15 protein-coding genes are annotated in these 17,484 nt (G+C 36.3%); 12 read left to right on the top strand and 3 right to left on the bottom strand.

Translation table 11 applies throughout. From position 1 onward, the window contains the following. The first annotated feature begins 95 nt into the window (after positions 1-95). The 7 genes from BUB45_RS04235 (at position 96) to BUB45_RS04205 (ending at position 7,711) form a co-directional block, all read left to right on the top strand. Positions 96-1,343 carry a YeeE/YedE family protein gene (locus tag BUB45_RS04235; protein ID WP_162985839.1) on the top strand — a complete coding sequence of 416 codons (1,248 nt, stop codon included), beginning with the start codon at positions 96-98 and terminating at the stop codon, positions 1,341-1,343. Between the two features lie 436 nt (positions 1,344-1,779). Next, positions 1,780-2,529 (top strand): aminoglycoside adenylyltransferase domain-containing protein, encoded by a 750-nt coding sequence (locus BUB45_RS04230; protein WP_073005607.1) that lies wholly within the window; start codon positions 1,780-1,782, stop codon positions 2,527-2,529. A gap of 291 nt (positions 2,530-2,820) precedes the next feature. Next, positions 2,821-3,393 (top strand): DeoR family transcriptional regulator, encoded by a 573-nt coding sequence (locus BUB45_RS04225; protein WP_073005605.1) that lies wholly within the window; start codon positions 2,821-2,823, stop codon positions 3,391-3,393. Between the two features lie 32 nt (positions 3,394-3,425). Then, positions 3,426-4,184 carry a FixH family protein gene (locus BUB45_RS04220; protein ID WP_073005603.1) on the top strand — a complete coding sequence of 253 codons (759 nt, stop codon included), beginning with the start codon at positions 3,426-3,428 and terminating at the stop codon, positions 4,182-4,184. A gap of 339 nt (positions 4,185-4,523) precedes the next feature. Then, positions 4,524-5,087 (top strand): hypothetical protein, encoded by a 564-nt coding sequence (locus BUB45_RS04215; protein WP_073005602.1) that lies wholly within the window; start codon positions 4,524-4,526, stop codon positions 5,085-5,087. A gap of 25 nt (positions 5,088-5,112) precedes the next feature. Beyond that, positions 5,113-6,246 carry a winged helix-turn-helix domain-containing protein gene (locus tag BUB45_RS20595; RefSeq protein ID WP_073005600.1) on the top strand — a complete coding sequence of 378 codons (1,134 nt, stop codon included), beginning with the start codon at positions 5,113-5,115 and terminating at the stop codon, positions 6,244-6,246. Positions 6,247-6,433: 187 nt separating this feature from the next. Next, positions 6,434-7,711: an MFS transporter gene (locus BUB45_RS04205; RefSeq protein ID WP_073005589.1), complete on the top strand. Its 1,278-nt coding sequence runs from the start codon at positions 6,434-6,436 to the stop codon at positions 7,709-7,711. A gap of 132 nt (positions 7,712-7,843) precedes the next feature. Here BUB45_RS04205 and BUB45_RS04200 read toward each other — a convergent pair whose 3' ends face one another. The 3 genes from BUB45_RS04200 to spoIIP all read right to left on the bottom strand — a co-directional run bounded on the left by BUB45_RS04200 (position 7,844) and on the right by spoIIP (position 11,719). After that, positions 7,844-9,388 carry a flotillin lipid rafts scaffold protein FloT gene (locus BUB45_RS04200; protein ID WP_073005587.1) on the bottom strand — a complete coding sequence of 515 codons (1,545 nt, stop codon included), beginning with the start codon at positions 9,386-9,388 and terminating at the stop codon, positions 7,844-7,846. Positions 9,389-9,526: 138 nt separating this feature from the next. Continuing rightward, positions 9,527-10,063: an NfeD family protein gene (locus BUB45_RS04195; protein WP_073005585.1), complete on the bottom strand. Its 537-nt coding sequence runs from the start codon at positions 10,061-10,063 to the stop codon at positions 9,527-9,529. Between the two features lie 543 nt (positions 10,064-10,606). After that, positions 10,607-11,719: a stage II sporulation protein P gene (spoIIP, locus tag BUB45_RS04190; RefSeq protein ID WP_073005583.1), complete on the bottom strand. Its 1,113-nt coding sequence runs from the start codon at positions 11,717-11,719 to the stop codon at positions 10,607-10,609. 517 nt (positions 11,720-12,236) lie between these two features. Between spoIIP and BUB45_RS04185 the strand changes: the two genes are divergently transcribed. The 5 genes from BUB45_RS04185 (at position 12,237) to BUB45_RS04165 (ending at position 17,477) form a co-directional block, all read left to right on the top strand. Continuing rightward, complete coding sequence (locus BUB45_RS04185; protein ID WP_073005581.1) at positions 12,237-13,352, top strand: ABC transporter ATP-binding protein; 1,116 nt, start codon at positions 12,237-12,239, stop codon at positions 13,350-13,352. Beyond that, positions 13,349-14,287 carry a carbohydrate ABC transporter permease gene (locus BUB45_RS04180; RefSeq protein ID WP_073005579.1) on the top strand — a complete coding sequence of 313 codons (939 nt, stop codon included), beginning with the start codon at positions 13,349-13,351 and terminating at the stop codon, positions 14,285-14,287. The genes BUB45_RS04185 and BUB45_RS04180 overlap by 4 nt, the downstream gene beginning before the upstream one ends. Next, the gene (locus BUB45_RS04175; protein WP_073005577.1) at positions 14,284-15,102 is read left to right on the top strand and encodes a carbohydrate ABC transporter permease; all 819 of its coding nucleotides are present in this window, start codon (positions 14,284-14,286) and stop codon (positions 15,100-15,102) included. The genes BUB45_RS04180 and BUB45_RS04175 overlap by 4 nt, the downstream gene beginning before the upstream one ends. Before the next feature lie 52 nt (positions 15,103-15,154). After that, positions 15,155-16,504, top strand: coding sequence for an ABC transporter substrate-binding protein (locus tag BUB45_RS04170; RefSeq protein WP_073005575.1), 1,350 nt, complete (start codon positions 15,155-15,157; stop codon positions 16,502-16,504). Between the two features lie 217 nt (positions 16,505-16,721). Beyond that, complete coding sequence (locus BUB45_RS04165; protein ID WP_073005573.1) at positions 16,722-17,477, top strand: glycerophosphodiester phosphodiesterase; 756 nt, start codon at positions 16,722-16,724, stop codon at positions 17,475-17,477. Positions 17,478-17,484 lie beyond the last annotated feature (7 nt).

Here is a 17,484-nt window from a genome sequence, read left to right as displayed (position 1 = left end):
AAGCCAAATTTTCTAAAAAGTATTGACACGTATTTGTGTAGAATGTATTATTATAAATTAAATCCGACTAATTTTATAAGGAAAGGATGTTTTTAATGAAAGTTCAACCAGTTAGTGAAGTGAAAAACCCTGTACGTACGGATCAGTTTCAATTAAACAAACCACAAACTACTTTCATTACAGGCGGAATCATTGTTGCTTTTCTCCTTGGAATATATTTAGTTACTACTCAGGAAATCACCCAGCCAATTTTGTTACTACTTGGTTTGTTATTAGGTTACACATTGTTTCACGCACGTTTCGGTTTTACTTCTGCCTTTAGACGTTTTATGTCTGTAGGTAATGGAGAAGCATTACGTTCTCATATGCTCATGCTTGCTGTAGCAGTTACGTTGTTTGCCCCAATTCTTGCTTACGGTTATTCTTTTTTTGGTGCAGAAGTAAACGGCTATGTTTCGCCTGTTGGTATTAGCTTGCTAGTTGGAGCTTTCGTATTTGGGATAGGCATGCAACTTGGTGGTGGATGTGCTTCAGGGACACTTTACGCTGTTGGTGGGGGGAGAACGGTTATGTTTGTAACACTCCTGTTTTTTATTATTGGGTCTACCATTGGCGCAAAACATCTTCCTTTTTGGACAGAAGATTTACCGAGCTTTGCACCTATTTCATTAGCTACATCTACGGGCCTTGGGTATGGTGGCGCATGGTTGATATCAATTATTTTGTTTGGCATGATTACATGGATCACGATTGTTGTAGAGAAGAAAAAACAATCACCTAAAATGGCATCTGTACCTTCCGAAAAAGGCTGGAAGCGTATATTGCGGGGGTCATGGCCTTTACTTGCGGCAGCGGTGGTATTAGCTGTATTAAATGCACTAACACTTATGACGCGAGGCACACCTTGGGGAATAACATCTGGTTTTGCACTTTGGGGTTCTAAAATTGCTGCACTTATAGGTGTGGATGTAGCAAGCTGGGGTTATTGGCAAGGGGATAATGCTCAAGCATTACAAGCTTCCATTTTTGCTGATTCCACAACTGTACTGAACTTTGGCGTTATTATAGGAGCTTTTATAGCTTCTGCTGCTGGTGGTTTATTTAAATTTACACGTTTAAATTTGAAAAATGTCGCTGCATCAGTTATCGGTGGATTGTTAATGGGTTATGGAGCCCGTTTAGCTTTTGGGTGCAATATTGGCGCTTATTTTGGAGGAATTGCCTCATTTAGTTTACATGGCTATATATGGGGGATTTTAGCGCTAGGAGGAACATTTATCGCTTTATATGTACGCCCATTATTTGGCTTGTCTGTACCAAAATCAAAAGATTCGTTTTGTTAAGTGAAACTGCCGGAGATTCTTGCGGCAGTTTTTTACTCTAGAACAAATGAGAACTGGACAAAGAAAGATCGAATTCTTGGTTTGTAGAACGTGATAGAAGAAGCCAGCTAGTAATCGATAGCACGGTAGCTGTTAGATTTTAGAACAAAAAATACCGCAGTTGATACTGTTTTTAAGCAGCGGCTATCTACATTTCGCCTGTGCGTTTGTAAAACAATCATTCTATTAGCACCAGTAGTATAAGTGTAAATAGAGGCGCTGAAATATAGAGGTTATAACTACGTCCAGAAAAAATTCACACATACGATTTGACGATAAGCCTAGTTTTTTAACTACCAGTTTGTTGTAATTACTCGTCTTCCTAACTTGTGTTATAATAAAAAAAATTCACACTTAATGAAAATATGGTTTAATAATTTTTCAAGGGAGGATATTCATGTGTCATAAAGAGGTGTTAACACAATTCGCAAGCCTTTGTCGAAACATACTGCAAGGAAAGTATGTTGGAGTATATTTGCACGGTTCGCTTGCAATGGGGTGCTATCAATATGGACGAAGTGATATTGATATCTTAGTTATCGTCAATTCTCCAATAACGAAACAAGAAAAAAAGCATTTGATTCACCATCTTATGAGTCTTGAGGCAGACTACCAAGTGCAATTTGAAATGAGTGTCATTGACAAGGCGGTATTATTTCCTTTTCAGTTTCCAACGCCGTTCGAACTACATTACTCTGTCTATCATAAGTATCACTATGAAAATGAGGAGGACTACCTTTGTGATCAAGGAACTGATAAAGATGTAGCCGCGCATCTTGTAGTAACACTACATAGAGGGATGACTGTGGACGGACCAAATATGGAAGAAGTTATTCCGACAATCGATGATAAGTATTTCATATGTTCCATAAAAAATGATATACAAACAGCAAAAACAGCAATTATACAATCTCCCGTTTATTATGTGTTAAATTTATGTCGAGCTCTTTTTTACGTTCAAGAAGGCGTGGTAGCTTCTAAGCAAGAAGGGGGCATTTGGGCGATGCAAATGGTTGCTGATCATTGGAAACCGTTAATACAGCAAGCTTTAGAACATTATCAGCGGAACTTAACGACCCCAAATTGGAACCAGGAGAACTTGGTCTACTTTGCGACATATATGCTAAAGAAAATAGACTTTATGTAATTTCTAATAGCTTTAGTAGTGGCTATTTGTTTTTGAAGGTTTATATGATAGGTAGGACTATCCATTGTTCCATCGCAAGCTAACTGATTTACAGTAGCATAATTGAACATTTGCACAAGCCTATTTTATCCCAACTAGAAGCGAATAAGTGGGTGAAATTTCATTTTATGTGAACTTTGTCACAAACAAGTTCACAAACATGTCACGAAAAAAGGCTTGTTGTATCCGATTGCAAATGATATATTTTGTTTTAGATTGTTAGAATTTGTTATGGAATGAGGGGAGGTATCTATGTTACCACTTGAAAGGAAGGAACGTATTAAAGAGCTGATCTTGCAGAGGAAAAATTTGAAAATTGCAGATTTAAGCGACATGTTTGGTGTATCAGAGATGACCATACATCGTGATGTTAAATCCTTGGAAGAAGAAGGAATTGTTACAAAAACCTTTGGTGGCATTTCCTTAGTGCAAACAGAGGAAAACAGGCAGGATAGGTGTGTTTATTGTGCAAGGTCAATAAATGAAAAAATGGCTTATCGCTTAATATTGACGAATCATAACATCGAAGTTACTTGTTGTGCCCACTGTGGCTTACTACGCCAACAACAACTTGGTGATAAAGTGAATCAAGCCATCTGCCCTGATTTTCTAAGGAGTACAACCATTAGTGCTTCTTTAGCTTGGTATGTGACGGATACTTCTTTACATATGGGCTGCTGTCATCCGCAATTATTAACTTTTGAGTACCGAGAACATGCTGATAAATTTGTAAAGGGTTTTGGAGGAAAAGTGTATTCATTTGATGAGGTACAAGAAGTCTTACATCAACAAATGAAAGGATCGACACAATGCAAGCATCACTAAAATTTTAAATTTAAAAGGGGATTTGTTGTATCATGAGAAGAAGATTTTGGATGTTTATTGGAATTATTGCGTTAATCTTAATGGCCGCATGTGGACAAGAAGAGAAGGCTGAGAAAAGTACGGATGCTAAAGAGGAGGAGCCGAAAGAGTTAAAAGTGGATTTTGAAGTTCCTGAATCAGCTGAAATAGGAGACACTGTTGAGTTGAAAGCAACGGTAACTTATGGGGAAGAAAAAGTAACAGATGCAGATGAAGTGGTGTTTGAAGTTTGGGAAAAAGGTAAGAAAGATGACAGTACTAATTACGAATCTACCAATCATGAAGATGGCACTTACACCGCAGAAGTTACTTTTGATAATAACGGTGTATACGAGATGTTTGCTCATACCACCGCTAGAGATCTGCATACGATGCCGCAAAAAGCGATTACAGTTGGTGATGTGGAAAATGTAGAAACAAAGGATGACGAAGAACATGCCAACCACGAGGGAACAGACGGATTTACGTTACACTTTATGGAACCAGAAAATGTGGCAGCGGGAGAAGAAACAGAGTTAATGGTACATCTACAAATGAATGAAAAACCTTTAGAAGAAGCTTCTGTTCGTTATGAAATCGGTCGGGAAAATACAGCGGATAAAGAATGGGTAGACGCTGAAGAAGGTAAAGCAGGAGAATACACAGGTTCTTATACATTCACAGACAAAGGGAAATATCAATTAATTGTTCATGTAGAAAACGATGATGATTTGCATGAGCATGAAGAGTATGAAATTACAGTAGAAAAATAACGACGCGTCTCACTTATAAAAATAATTGGTAGAAAATTGGAGTCTACACTACTACTTTAAAATATAAAAATAAATTTCTATATGTGGAATGGTTCAATACGTAATCCTAAAAAATGTAGCAGCGTTATAGCGTTATTTTATGTAATGCCACTATAAGTAATGTAGAAAGTAATCCCTCTTATGCTTTATAATTTGGAGGGATTACTTTTTTTGCTACAAAAGTGTAATGATGTAGACTTGTATAAAAAAGTTAGCTTACGCTTAAAGAAAGCTTGCTAAGCTATGTTTTCTAATTTGTATATCTTTACGTTGCTGCATAAAATAAAAAGAGGTGGATTCATGAATGTCAAACGAATCGTAGATATAGCCAAAGAGTTAGACAAAGCTCAAATTACCTGGGGAATTGGCGGTTCTATGCTGTTAGCTTACTATGATATTGTAGATCATGTAAATGATATAGACATTATTGTAGAACCAGAGCATATAGATAAGGCTGTCCATGTTTTACAAAGGATGGGAAAAGAAAAAGAAGTAGAGCGCCACAAGCCATTTGCTACCGTATATTTTCATAAGTTTTGTGTGGAAACGGCAACTGTGGATATGATGGCTCAATTTCAGTTAGAGCATATAAATGGTTTGTATACCTATGATTTTTCCAATTATTCCGTTAAGCGGCATAACTATTTAGGGGAGGTACTTCCATTCTGCTTACTAGAAGATTGGTTCGTGCTTTATCAATTAATGCCAAGAAGAGAGCAAAAAGTTAGGTATATGGAAAAATATTTCCGAAAACACGGCATTTCCCATACAAATGTTTTACAAAATGCATGTAAGCAGAATTTACCTGCTTCAATAGAAATGAAAATATATGCTATATTGGAGGAGAACCATAGATTACGTTAAACATCCTAATGGGAGGAGGAGATACATGATTTTATTTCAAGTGGATAATTATTCCATAACTATACATGGTCAAACTATCGATCTTCTCAGAAAAGAATACTTACTATTGAAATATTTGTATATGAATGCGAATAAAGCGTTATCTCGAAATCATATTTTAGAAGGAGTTTGGCCACTACAGTCTCCGTCTGATCGAACAGTAGATGACCATATTTATCGGTTGCGAAAAAAATTAAAACCTTATCGATCCTTCTTGACCATTGAAACGATGAAAGGATATGGATATTGTCTGCGTATAAATAATACTTATGTAACAAATGAAGAGACACATTTAAGGAATGATGTTGAAATACAATCTTTGTATGAACAATTAATTTCCAAATATCATCTATATGGAAATGGGCAAGCTGTTAGAAACCTTTTGGATGAGAAAGTGTTTACTGTACAAATGGAAGAATCGATCCGTGCTAGATTGTCTTTTTTTAATGGCGACTTTTCTTCTCTATTAAAGAATAAAGACTTGCCTATAAAGGAAAAATCCTTTTGTTATCTTTCTTTTTATGCATTAGTAAACACAGACCCCTATTATAATTATGGATTACTGAAAAGATACATAGAAAAAGGCTTCATTGATGAAAAAGATTTACCCGAAGTGTATTTATTAAGTTCTTTTATGTATTTACAACTGAGTCATTCGGAACAAGCATGTTTACTTTTGAAAGAAAAAGACGCTTTTATTTTAAATGAAGAAAATGGCTTTTATGGCTTTCAACAGCTTTGGTGGCTTATGTACGCCTTGTATATAAAAGATGATTTATTAACAGAAGAAAAAATAGCAGAACTCCATCAATTTCTTGATACAAAGAGCTATCAAAGAGAAAGAGGATTATTTTCTTTATTAAAAGGATTTTACTATATTCAATTAAACAAAGAAAAACAAGCTTTAGATAGTGTACAGCAATGCTTTACTATTTTAGAGAGAGAAGGATTTCCCCTTCATATTCTTTTATCTATAAATATAGGGGAACTACTGCTGTCAGTTTATTCAAACTTCCGACTCAAAGAGTTACTTAAATACTTACGTGAAACTTACGAAACAAACTATCACACAGACCACTATAAAGAAAAAATAAAACAAGAACTTTTATCTTGCTTATAACTACAGTAACCGTTTTTATTTAGGAACTGTTTTTTAAAGTTTATGAAGGTTATAAAGTTAAGGTCGGCTGTTTCTTCAGGGAACGGACGTTTTTATTATGACATTTTTTCATCCTCTGATATTCTTCTGACATTCCATTGCTATCCTTTCGTTATACAACTCTAAACCGAAAGGGAGTATATGGATTTTGAAGCAATCTTTTATAAAAGTTGATACATCTATTTGGAAAATAAGTGTTTTTAATCGACTCTTCGCCTCGTACTCTGTTTCCATGTTTGGTACATGGTTTGATATGTTAGCGATGATCGTTTTATTTAGCTATGAATGGCAATTGGGGCCAATGCTAATTTCTTTCATACCTGTTGCTTATGCGTTGCCGCAAGTTATTTTAAGTCAGTTTGCAGGCGTTATTTTAGATCGATACTCGAAAATACGTGTTATGTTGATCGCAGATATAAGTGCAGCCATACTTACTTTTATCATAGTTTTTATACAATCAGCTTGGCCTGTTTTATTCATTATTATGATTCGGTCAGCTGTTACAGTTGTACATGGACCAGCACAACAAGCAATCATTAAACAAGTGGTACCTGATCATTTAATTTTACAAGCGGTCACTTTAAATGGAGTGGTAAGCCAGCTTTCTAAAATTATTGGTCCTATGGTAGGTGGGGCATTAATTAGTGTCATTTCTCCAATATATATTATTTTAATCAATGCCATCTCCTTATTAATGTCAGCACTTATTTTATTTAGCATTCTTAGAAGTGCTAGTTACCATATTATCTGTACGAATGGTGAAGTGGAAAGACAGACTGAAGGCAGCTTTTTTCGTTTATGGATGGAAGGTTGGATGGTTATTTTAAGAAGGAAAATCTTAATTTTTAGTATGTTGATCATGGTTATAGGGGTTACAGGAGTACAAATGGTCGATATCCAAATTGGTGTTATATTACGTATGTTTGCTCCTGCAAAACCTGAGCTAGCTGGCTGGTTAATGGGTGCTTCTGGATTAGGAGCTGTTTTGGCTATCCTTGTATTAAATCGTTATACAGCTTTGAAACAATATGGCAGGTTGTTAGGCCTAAGTTTGTTTCTTGTTGGCATTGGATTTGGTGGAGTTGGATGGTTAACACATGGTTTTCTAACATTATATCTTCTATTACTTGGATTTATTGCTGGAATAGGGATTGGATTGTTGAATAGTATATTCTCTTATATTATTCAAATGAACACATCCGCCTCAGAAATAAGCAGAGTTACTGGCATAACGAATACTGTTATAAGCAGTACAGTGATTTTATCTCCTCTGATAGGTGGTTTATTGGCCGAAGTAGTAGGTATTATTTCATTGTACCGTTGGGTTGGAATTAGCCTAGTAATAGTTTCTATATTTTGTATAATAAGTAATAAATGGTTCAATGAGGGGCGACTATTAAACGTTAGGGAACAAAGTATATCATAATGAAAAATAGTTGTAAGAAAAACAAAGCAATTATTCAATCTAGGAAGCTGCTTCACATGTAAAAGTAAACGTTAAAAACATAGAAGAGAGAGGCACTTTGTACAATGCCTCTCTGTTTAAAGACCCTTATAGTTATTCGTTGTCTACATCTGCTAGTTCTCTATTTAATTCGTCTGTTTCATATCGTGGGCTACCTAAATCATAATCATCTGTCGTGTGCTTTTTACCACTTATATTTTCCAACAGCTCTTTGACATCAATGCCGGAAGATGCCTTCAATGACTCTTGTAGATTTGCCATTAAGTTTGTTGCATATCCAGAAACTTTATTTGCTCCACCCTCTGCATTATTGCCACCTGTGTCTACTACAGTAATTTTATCAATATTGGAAAGTGGACTAGCGACTTCTTTTGCATATTCTGGAAGCATTTTAATAATCATATCTAGAATAGCTGCTTCTCCGTATTGTTCAAATGCTTGCGCAATTTCTCGTTTTGCTTCTGCTTCTGCTAAACCAGTAAGCCTGATGACTTCTGCTTCTGATTCCCCTTGAGCTCGTTGTGAATCTGCTTTAGCAAGACCGTCCACACGTACACGTTCCGCTTCTGCTTTTGCTTCCGCTTCAATACGATATTGATTTGCCTCTGCTTCTGTCATTTGTTTCATTTTATCTGCTGTAGCTGCTTGCTCTACAGCATAACGATCAGCATCTGCTTTCTTTTTCACTTCTGAATCGTATTGTCGCTCACGACGTAAGATTTCTTTTTCTTCCAGTTCGATTTGTTTTTGTCGTTCAATGATTTTAATTTGCATTTCCTGTTCAGTAACGTCTTGTTTAGCTCTTGCGGTTTCAAAATCATACGCTTGGTCTGCGCGAGCTTTCGCAATATCCTGCTCACGACGATAGTCGGCTGTTTTTAACTGGTTGACTTTTTCTGCTTCAGCGATTTCTGTTGCGCGTTCTAATTCTGCTTTTTTCGCCTCTTTGGCAGCTTCTGCTTGCTTAATCCGCGTTTCTTTATCTGCCTCAGCTGTAGCGATATCTGCATCTCGTTTTACTTGGGCGATTCTAGGTTTACCAAGAGATTCTAAGTAACCATTTTTATCTTTCACATCTTTAATCGTAAAAGAAACAATAATAAGTCCCATTTTTGCTAAATCTTGTGAGGCGACACGCTGTACCTCCTGTGAAAATTTATCCCTGTTTTTATAAATTTCTTCTACCGTCATCGATCCTAAAATAGAACGAAGATGCCCTTCTAGTACTTCTTTCGCTTCTACTTCCCGATCTTCTTTCGTTTTTCCAAGAAATTGTTCAGCAGCAGTAGCAATTTCACTAATGGACCCACCTATTTTAATAATCGCTGTTCCGTCTGCCATGACTGGAACTCCTTGTTCTGTATAAACTTCAGGTGTTGTTACTTCTAATTTGCTAGATAGTAGACTGAGAGGCTCTGCTTGTTGGAACACTGGCAATACAAATGAGCCACCACCGCGAATGATCTTAATTTTGTTTCCAGATTCATCGATATGGACATTTTTCCCACCAAGATAACTTCCAGTGACAATAAGTGCTTCATCCGGACCAGCTGTGCGATATTTGGAAACAAAAATACCGATAAGTGCTACGAGTAAAAATAAAACAATACCAATAATAATCCAAAATCCTTCAAACATAGAAATCCTCCTTAGATTTGTTTTGCTAAACAGATAATCCCTTGCTGAGTGCATTTGAAAATAATTAAAATGCATGCACGGAATGGGCTGAAAAAGTGTAAATTACTAAAGTAACATGCTTAGAACTCGTGCATGTTTCTATGCATCTAAAACATCCTTCGAATAAGGTTCAGCATAGAGCACGCCACCTTTTATATCTAAAATTAATACTTCTGTTCCTTCAGGTATGGGCTGGTTGTGATACGCTGTTACAGGTTTAGAGATTCTACCACTTTTGCTTTCAATAACAACTTCTCCGTATCCATCTGCTGGAACGGGAATGATAATTTTGCCGACACGCCCAATTAACGATTCCTCTGTATAGCCAAGAGATTCTTCTGCAGAAGCCAAAGGACCCAAAATAAATACATTTAAAAGCGTATCAAGAATAAAGGCAATAAGCATGGCAATGAAAATAATGATTAGACTGGACAAGGATGTTAACGTTTCAAGTAAGTAACCCGTTGCTGAAAAGAAAGTGACAAAGGCAAGAATAAGGATAGGATTAGCTATAGGAATTACTTCACCAATCCCTTCTAATACATCGCCAAAAAGCATGTAAATAATGGTTAGGGCTGCAGCAATAATCAGCATGTATAAATATAATGTCTCGATTGGCAACCCAAAAACAGTCATATGTATTCCCCCTTTTTAAGCCGTAGCGTATAAAACCTTAGGCTTTGTAGAATAAGAAAAACGACAATTTTCAACATGTTAGGCAATGAAGTTCGTTTTTCTACAAAAGTAATGGAAATCATTTACTTATAATACGAGTGAGTGAATAAATAGTTTCAGGTTAAAGTAAATTAATTTTAGAAAATGTACCGAATTTTAGACGTCTCGCTTATTTCGCTATAAGATACTCATTTCAAGATTTTAAAGAGGAGGATGGGCAAATTTAAATGGAGAAGAAAACCATGTGTCGCTTATGAAAGATGGACATTATAAATACCGTTATGCATTATTTTTAGTACTAGTAGTGCTTCTCTGTCACTGCTCCCTTGAAAATATTCGTCTATTTCAAGGGAGCAGTGTATATACATTTTTTTTGGAAGCTAACTAAAGACGCCTTTGTAATTACTCTTATTCAACTGAATTCAACATAAGAAAAACAAAGGCTTTCGCCATAAGATTTGGCGACAAGTTATGTTTATCTCATATTCTTTTATTCCACATAAGTTACCTCTCTGTCGTTACTTGCTCAGCATTTTTGTAATATTCTCCAATTACTTTCCCTAAAGCTTTCGTTGTATTGGATAGTTCTTCTTTATTATTATCTACGCCACCAACTTCGATTAGGATGGACTGTTTGGATAAATCTTGATTGTAAATACCATTACCATCTGTGTGATCTTTTAAAAAGATACCGCGACTTATGCCAGGATAATTTTCTTCTAGTTGGGCATTGAGCTTTTCTACAAATGCAAGGTTTTCTTTGTAATTTTCATGTTCCTCACCAACAATAAAATACAATTTGGCAAATGGCTCTCCGTGAATCGTCGTAGTAGTAATATCTTTACGCTGGGCATCACGATGAATATCAATAAAATATTGTATTTTCTGGTTGCTTGCCATCGCTGCTTCTACCGTTTTTCGAGATAATCGGTAGGAGTCGTAATAATCCCAACCTTGCTCGTGTAGAGCAGCAGTAACGTTTGTTCGATCATGAAAAGTAGGTATACCTTGCTTTTCTAATTGCTCCGTTAACATGGAGCCTACTAGAACAATATTTTTTGCATTATCCGTACTAGATGCTTGTGATGGTTTTTGTTTATCTTCTCCTAATAAGGGTAAAAATCCCTCCCAACTATGACTATGGTAAACATACACTTCTGCTTCTTGCTGATCCGTTTTATTTTTATCGTCTGTTTGCTCTTCTTCCGGTTCTTCTTTTAATAATTCCTCAAAATCTGGTGGCGGGGATTCAATAGGCATGGATAATTCATCTACACCGTTTGAAACAAACGAAAAATGAAAGTCAGGGTTTCTTCCAGGAAGCGCTAAATCTAGTAAGCTTGAGAAATTTCTAGGCGAAACACCAGATGTGGTTTCTAATAATAGTTTTGGTAAATTTGCCATTTGTATATCATTTTCTTCAAGTGTAGTTTCCATTTGTGGTATTTCTGTGCTCATAACCGTATAGAGTGCATCAGAAAAAACAACTGATTCTGTTATTCCATCAAGCAATGGTAGCTGAAAGAATTTGCTTTGAAATTGGGGTAAAGTAAGGAAAAAAATGAGTGAAAATATACTTGTCATAGCTACTAACCCGGTTAATAATACACGTTTCATTCTATGTCAGCCTTTCTTTGTTTCTTTAACATATTCTATGCAAGAGAGACTTTTTAATAGAACGAACAAATATGAAAACATGTCATTTTCTACCGAGAAGACAATACTTGGAAAAATTCTACTTCAGTGGACAGCTTATCCATGAATCCATTTGGCAAACATATTGCATTTTTTCCTATCTGATCTTTCCATTGCTATTTCTTATTGGACAAGGAAAGCTATGCATGCGAACAATGAACGAAGAAACTGATTGTCATTTTCAAGGAGTAACGGTGCTTCTCCTCCGCTACCTTATTCTAGCATTGTTTGCCAGAAGGAGGATTATTCAGCTAGACGATAGCTTAAAGTGCAAAAACATCTAATTTAACTCTTCTACATGGAATATTAAGGAAACGTTAAAAACATTAAAATAAAGCAAATATTATGTAAAAATACCCAAAAACAATAATTATTATGTTTAAATAAACGTGGAAAAGGAGCCTTAGAAGTAAGTTATTACATTGAGGGAGGGTGAAGAATGAGCAAAGTGGAGTTATGGGATATCTCCAAATCTTATGACAAACAGGCTAATGTATTAAATGGTATTAACCTGTCCTTAGAGGCAGGGGAGTTTTTTGTGCTAGTAGGACCATCTGGTTCAGGAAAAAGTACGTTATTACGTATGATTGCTGGTTTAGAAGAAATTACAGGAGGCACATTAAAGATTGCCGATCGTATAGTAAATCATTTACGCCCAAAGGATCGTAATTTATCCATGGTTTTTCAAAATTATGCATTGTACCCGCATTTAAATGTAGAGCAAAACATTTTATTTGGCTTACATGCGAAAAAAGTAAGCAAACAAGAGCAGCAGGATAGATTGAAAAAGACCACAGAAATGATGGGGTTATCGGAGTTGTTAAAAAGAAAGCCTAGGGAACTTTCTGGAGGACAACGACAAAGGGTAGCACTTGCTAGATCTGTTGTCAGTGAAGCACCTCTTTGTTTAATGGATGAGCCATTGTCTAATTTAGATGCGAAACTCCGTGCGCATATGCGTATAGAAGTTAGAAGATTACAAAAAAAGTTGGGTTTAACAATGATTTATGTAACACATGATCAAGTGGAAGCCATGACGATGGGTGACCGAATTATGGTTTTAAACGATGGGGAAATTCAACAAGTTGGAGAGCCGATTGCATTGTATAATGAGCCCGCTAACTTATTCGTTGCCTCATTTATCGGATCACCAAAAATGAATCTCGGAAAAGCTGTGTTCAATCAGCAAATGTTAAAGGTAGAAGATTTTCTTGAGATTGATATGGGTTCTATACAACCTGCCACAAAAATTGTCCAAGCTAAAAATCTTACTATTGGTATTCGTGCAGAGCATATTTTACCTGCCGTTGATCTGGAAGCTACGCATCATCTAGATGTAATTAATGTAGAACAGCTTGGAAATGAAACACTAGCTACATTTGAAATAGGTCCAGAATTATGGACGGCTAAATGGTTAGGACAATGGTCGATAAAAGTTGGGGAAAAGGTACCCGTACATATTTCCAGAGATAAACTGTGTTTTTTTGATACAGATTCAGGTTTATTACTAAAAGCAGCTTCTTCAACAAAGGAGAAAGAGGTTGCGGTCGTATGAAAGAAGCAGTCGTACTACAAGAGCAATATAGGAAAATTGACTTCCTTAAAATCAAGAAAAAGCAAAAGCGTATCCGCTTTGTTAAAGGAATGCTGTTTCTATTACCTTCTATGATATTGTTTAGTGTATTTTTATTTTACCCAATGGCGCGAACATTATATTTAAGTTTTTTTCTGACTGATAACAGTGGAGCCACAACGGTTTTTGTAGGCTTGGATAACTTTAAAAACATCTTCACATCACCTATTTTTTTGAAAAGCTTACAATCCACTTTTTTATTCGTGCTTTACACCGTGCCGGGTACGATTGTAATTAGTTTGTTTCTCGCTGTGATTGCCAATGAAAAATTAAAAGGAATCAGTTTATTTCGAATGATTTTTTCCTCTACCATGGGGATTTCTGTAGCTGCGGCATCTGTATTTTGGATGTTTTTATTCCATCCGACGATGGGGTGGTTTAATCAACTGTTAGAGGCGGTAGGGTTAGAGGCAATTGGTTGGCTAACAGATCCAAAATGGGCGCTTATTTCTGTATCTATATCCACAATTTGGATGAATCTTGGTTTTACCTTTTTAATTCTTTTAGGTGGTTTACAATCGATAGATTCGCATTTGTATGAAAGTGCAGAAATTGATGGCGCTAGTTATTTATATAAATTACGAAGAATAACGATACCAATGCTGTCGCCTACGTTGTTTTTTGTCATTACCGTCTCGTTCATTAATGCGTTTCAAACCTTTGGTCAAATTGACATGTTAACCCGTGGTGGACCGCAAAATGAAACGAACTTACTTGTGTACTCTATATATCAAGAAGCATTTGAAAATTATCAATATGGGACAGCGAGCGCACAAGCAGTTGTTTTGTTTGTCATTATTCTTTTGATGACATTGTTACAATTTAAGTTGGGAGAGAGGAAGGTGCATTACCAATGACGATGTCTATTAGTAAAAAGCTGGTTTTTTACCTTCTTCTTACCGTATCTGCATTGTTGCTGTTCGCCCCAGCGATTGTGGCGTTTTTAATGAGCTTTATGTCGAGCCAAGATATTTTAACAGGGAAGATTCTACCAGAAACATGGACGTTGGACAATTATATAAAAGCCTTTGAACGTTTCCCTTTATTTGGTTATTTGATGAATAGTTTTATTGTCTCGTTGCTTATTACGCTTGGACAATTGTTGTTATCAAGTATGGCTGCATATGCTTTTGTGTTTTTGGAGTTTAAAGGGAGAGATACGTTGTTTTTTATTTTTATTGCGACAATGATGATCCCTTTTGAGGCTTCGATTATACCTAATTTCCAAACGATAAGAGGGCTTGATTTATTGAATACGTATACTGGGTTGTCCTTGCCATTCTTTGCAGTTGCGTTTGGCACGTTTCTGTTACGGCAACATTTCAAACAAATCCCAAAAGAATTAAAAGAGGCAAGTGAAATAACGGGGATGGGCGATGTCAAATTTTATCTAACTGTCGTTCTACCTGTAGCCAAGACGAGTTTAGTAACTTTAGGAGTATATGGCTTTTTAACTTCTTGGAACATGTATCTCTGGCCTTTACTTTCTACCACAGATGATACGGTTCGAACCGTTCAAATAGGATTAAAGCAATTGCAATCACAGGAACAGCTTAATGAGTGGGGAGTTATTATGGCTGGCGGGCTAATTGTGGTTTTACCAACATTAATTTTATTGTTTTTAGGGCAAAAGAAATTGCAAAAAGGTTTAACAGAAGGCGCAATAAAATAACACAATTCTATCTTAATAAAATAAATAACATTGTCAAAAGGAGCGAAGAAAATTGAAAAGAATACTCGTATTTACTTTAGTTATTTTTACGTTCATACTTGCTGCCTGTAGTTCCGAGGAAAAAGATAGTGAAGGTACAGCAAAAGCGAAAGAAGATGGAGAATCAGGTGGCAAAACAGAGGTAACGTTTTGGCATGCAATGGGCGGTCAAGCACAGGTTGCCTTGGATGAAATCGTAAAGAAATATAACGAATCCCAAGATGAAGTTCAAGTCAATGCGGAATATCAAGGGACATATGAAGAAACGCTATCAAAATACCATAGTGTAGGTGGAACTGACGATGCACCAACCATTGTGCAAGTAAATGAGATTGGAACGATGTCGATGGTTCACAGTGGTAACGTGGAACCAATTCAAAAGTTTATTGATGAAGAAGGTTATGATATGAGTAATTTGGAGGAAAATATTACGAATTATTACAAGGTCGATGGAAAGTTTTATTCCATGCCTTTTAACTCTTCTACACCAGTCATGTATTATAATAAAGATGCATTTAAAGAGGCTGGTTTAGATCCAGAAGCACCACCAGAGACCTATGAGGAAGTAGAAGCAGCAGGCAAAGCAATTAAGGAATCCAATTCTGACATGAAAGGCTTTGCGCTGCAAGCTTATGGCTGGTTATTTGAAGAATTGTTAGCAAATCAAGGCGGTCTGTTATTAAATAATGATAATGGACGTGGTGATACAGCGACTGAAGTAGCCTTTGATAATAAAAAAGGAAAATCGATTTTTGAATGGGTCAAACGTATGATGGATGAAGATACATTTGCAAATTATGGAACGAATTCAGACAATATGGTAACTGGATTTTTAAGTGGCGATGTAGCTATGTTTATGCAGTCTTCCGCTAGTGCTAGAGATGTGATTGATAATGCGCCATTTGAAGTAGGTGTTGCTTTTATCCCATATCCTGAGAAAGAGGAGCGCCATGGAGTTGTAATTGGTGGTGCGAGCCTTTGGATGTCGAAAGGAAAGGCAGAAGAGGAACAAAAGGCCGCTTGGGATTTCTTAAAGTATGTGCAAAAACCAGAAGTACAAGCTGAATGGCATGTAGGGACAGGGTATTTTGCCATCAATCCTAAAGCATATGAACAGCAAGTTGTGCAAGAAGCGTATCAAAAAATGCCGCAATTACAAGTAACGGTAGAGCAATTACAGGCTACCAAACCTTCCATAGCTACACAGGGAGGACTCATGGATATGATACCTGAAGAGCGTAAAATTATTGAAACAGCATTAGAGACGGTATACAATGGCGGCGATGTCGATGAAGCATTCTCGACTGCTGTAGAACAAGTGAATGCGGCGATTGAACAAGCAAACACTGCTCGAGGAGAGTAGATTATAAGAAGAGAATGAAGCTAGTAGTTTCATTCTCTTCTCTATATAAAGTGATTTATCTCGGATGTGAAATGCTGTAAGACTCGGACTTCAAAAATGCGATGCGATCTGGGTAAATTAAAATTTCTATTTGAGAGAAGAAAGTAAATTTTCCCTAATAAGGATCTTACGTGGTAAGTATAAAATGGATCACTTTTACTATTTAAGGAGGGACTTTATGGAAACAAAAATTTATGGTCATCGAGGCAGCATGGGAACATACCCAGAAAATACGTTGTTAGGATTTATGCAAGCTATAAAAGAAGGTGTTGACGGGATTGAATTAGATGTGCATATGACAAAGGATGGAGAAATTGTCGTTATTCATGATGAATTTTTAGATCGCACAACAGATGGAACAGGATATATAAAGGACTTAACGTTAGAAGAAATAAGAAGACATAGTGCTGGGGTGAAGTTTTCTCACTTTGACTTATTTGAGGATCAATGGCGCTTGGAACAGGTTCCTACTTTACAAGAAGTTTTAGAATTGTTAAAACCGTATTCGATTGAACTAAATATTGAATTAAAAACGACGAAGTTTACGTATAAAGGAATAGAAGAAAAAGTGCAGCAAATTGTGCAAGTTTATGGAAATAATAGAAAAGTGATTTACTCATCCTTTCACTTACCAACATTGCTTCGAATAAAACAATTAGACCCAAATCATGAGGTCGCGCTACTCGTAGAAGGAAACTTACCGCATCCGCATGAGTATATGGATTGTTTTCATTTAGAAGCTATTCACGTTTCTCGAAAAGGGATTTTAAACGGGGTAGACTATTGGCGTCCTAGTTTTCCAAGGTTACGAGCATGGACAGTGAACGATATGAATGATATGAAGCAGTTGCTTGGTCTTCGGGTAGCTGCAATCATAACGGATTATCCAGAAAAGGCAGTGTTCTACAAAAGTGAAAGAAAATCATTTGTTTAACAGAATA

It is taken from the genome of Virgibacillus chiguensis (assembly GCF_900129865.1).
Classification (GTDB): domain Bacteria; phylum Bacillota; class Bacilli; order Bacillales; family Amphibacillaceae; genus Virgibacillus; species Virgibacillus chiguensis.
This window is presented reverse-complemented; position numbering and strand designations above follow the sequence as displayed.

Coding starts and splice junctions, on each gene's coding strand:
- BUB45_RS04235 (WP_162985839.1), top strand. CDS start 96: ATGAAAGTTCAACCAGTTAGTGAAGTGAAAAACCCTGTACGTACGGAT.
- BUB45_RS04230 (WP_073005607.1), top strand. CDS start 1,780: ATGTGTCATAAAGAGGTGTTAACACAATTCGCAAGCCTTTGTCGAAAC.
- BUB45_RS04225 (WP_073005605.1), top strand. CDS start 2,821: ATGTTACCACTTGAAAGGAAGGAACGTATTAAAGAGCTGATCTTGCAG.
- BUB45_RS04220 (WP_073005603.1), top strand. CDS start 3,426: ATGAGAAGAAGATTTTGGATGTTTATTGGAATTATTGCGTTAATCTTA.
- BUB45_RS04215 (WP_073005602.1), top strand. CDS start 4,524: ATGAATGTCAAACGAATCGTAGATATAGCCAAAGAGTTAGACAAAGCT.
- BUB45_RS20595 (WP_073005600.1), top strand. CDS start 5,113: ATGATTTTATTTCAAGTGGATAATTATTCCATAACTATACATGGTCAA.
- BUB45_RS04200 (WP_073005587.1), bottom strand. CDS start 9,388: ATGTTTGAAGGATTTTGGATTATTATTGGTATTGTTTTATTTTTACTC.
- BUB45_RS04195 (WP_073005585.1), bottom strand. CDS start 10,063: ATGACTGTTTTTGGGTTGCCAATCGAGACATTATATTTATACATGCTG.
- spoIIP (WP_073005583.1), bottom strand. CDS start 11,719: ATGAAACGTGTATTATTAACCGGGTTAGTAGCTATGACAAGTATATTT.
- BUB45_RS04185 (WP_073005581.1), top strand. CDS start 12,237: ATGAGCAAAGTGGAGTTATGGGATATCTCCAAATCTTATGACAAACAG.
- BUB45_RS04180 (WP_073005579.1), top strand. CDS start 13,349: ATGAAAGAAGCAGTCGTACTACAAGAGCAATATAGGAAAATTGACTTC.
- BUB45_RS04175 (WP_073005577.1), top strand. CDS start 14,284: ATGACGATGTCTATTAGTAAAAAGCTGGTTTTTTACCTTCTTCTTACC.
- BUB45_RS04165 (WP_073005573.1), top strand. CDS start 16,722: ATGGAAACAAAAATTTATGGTCATCGAGGCAGCATGGGAACATACCCA.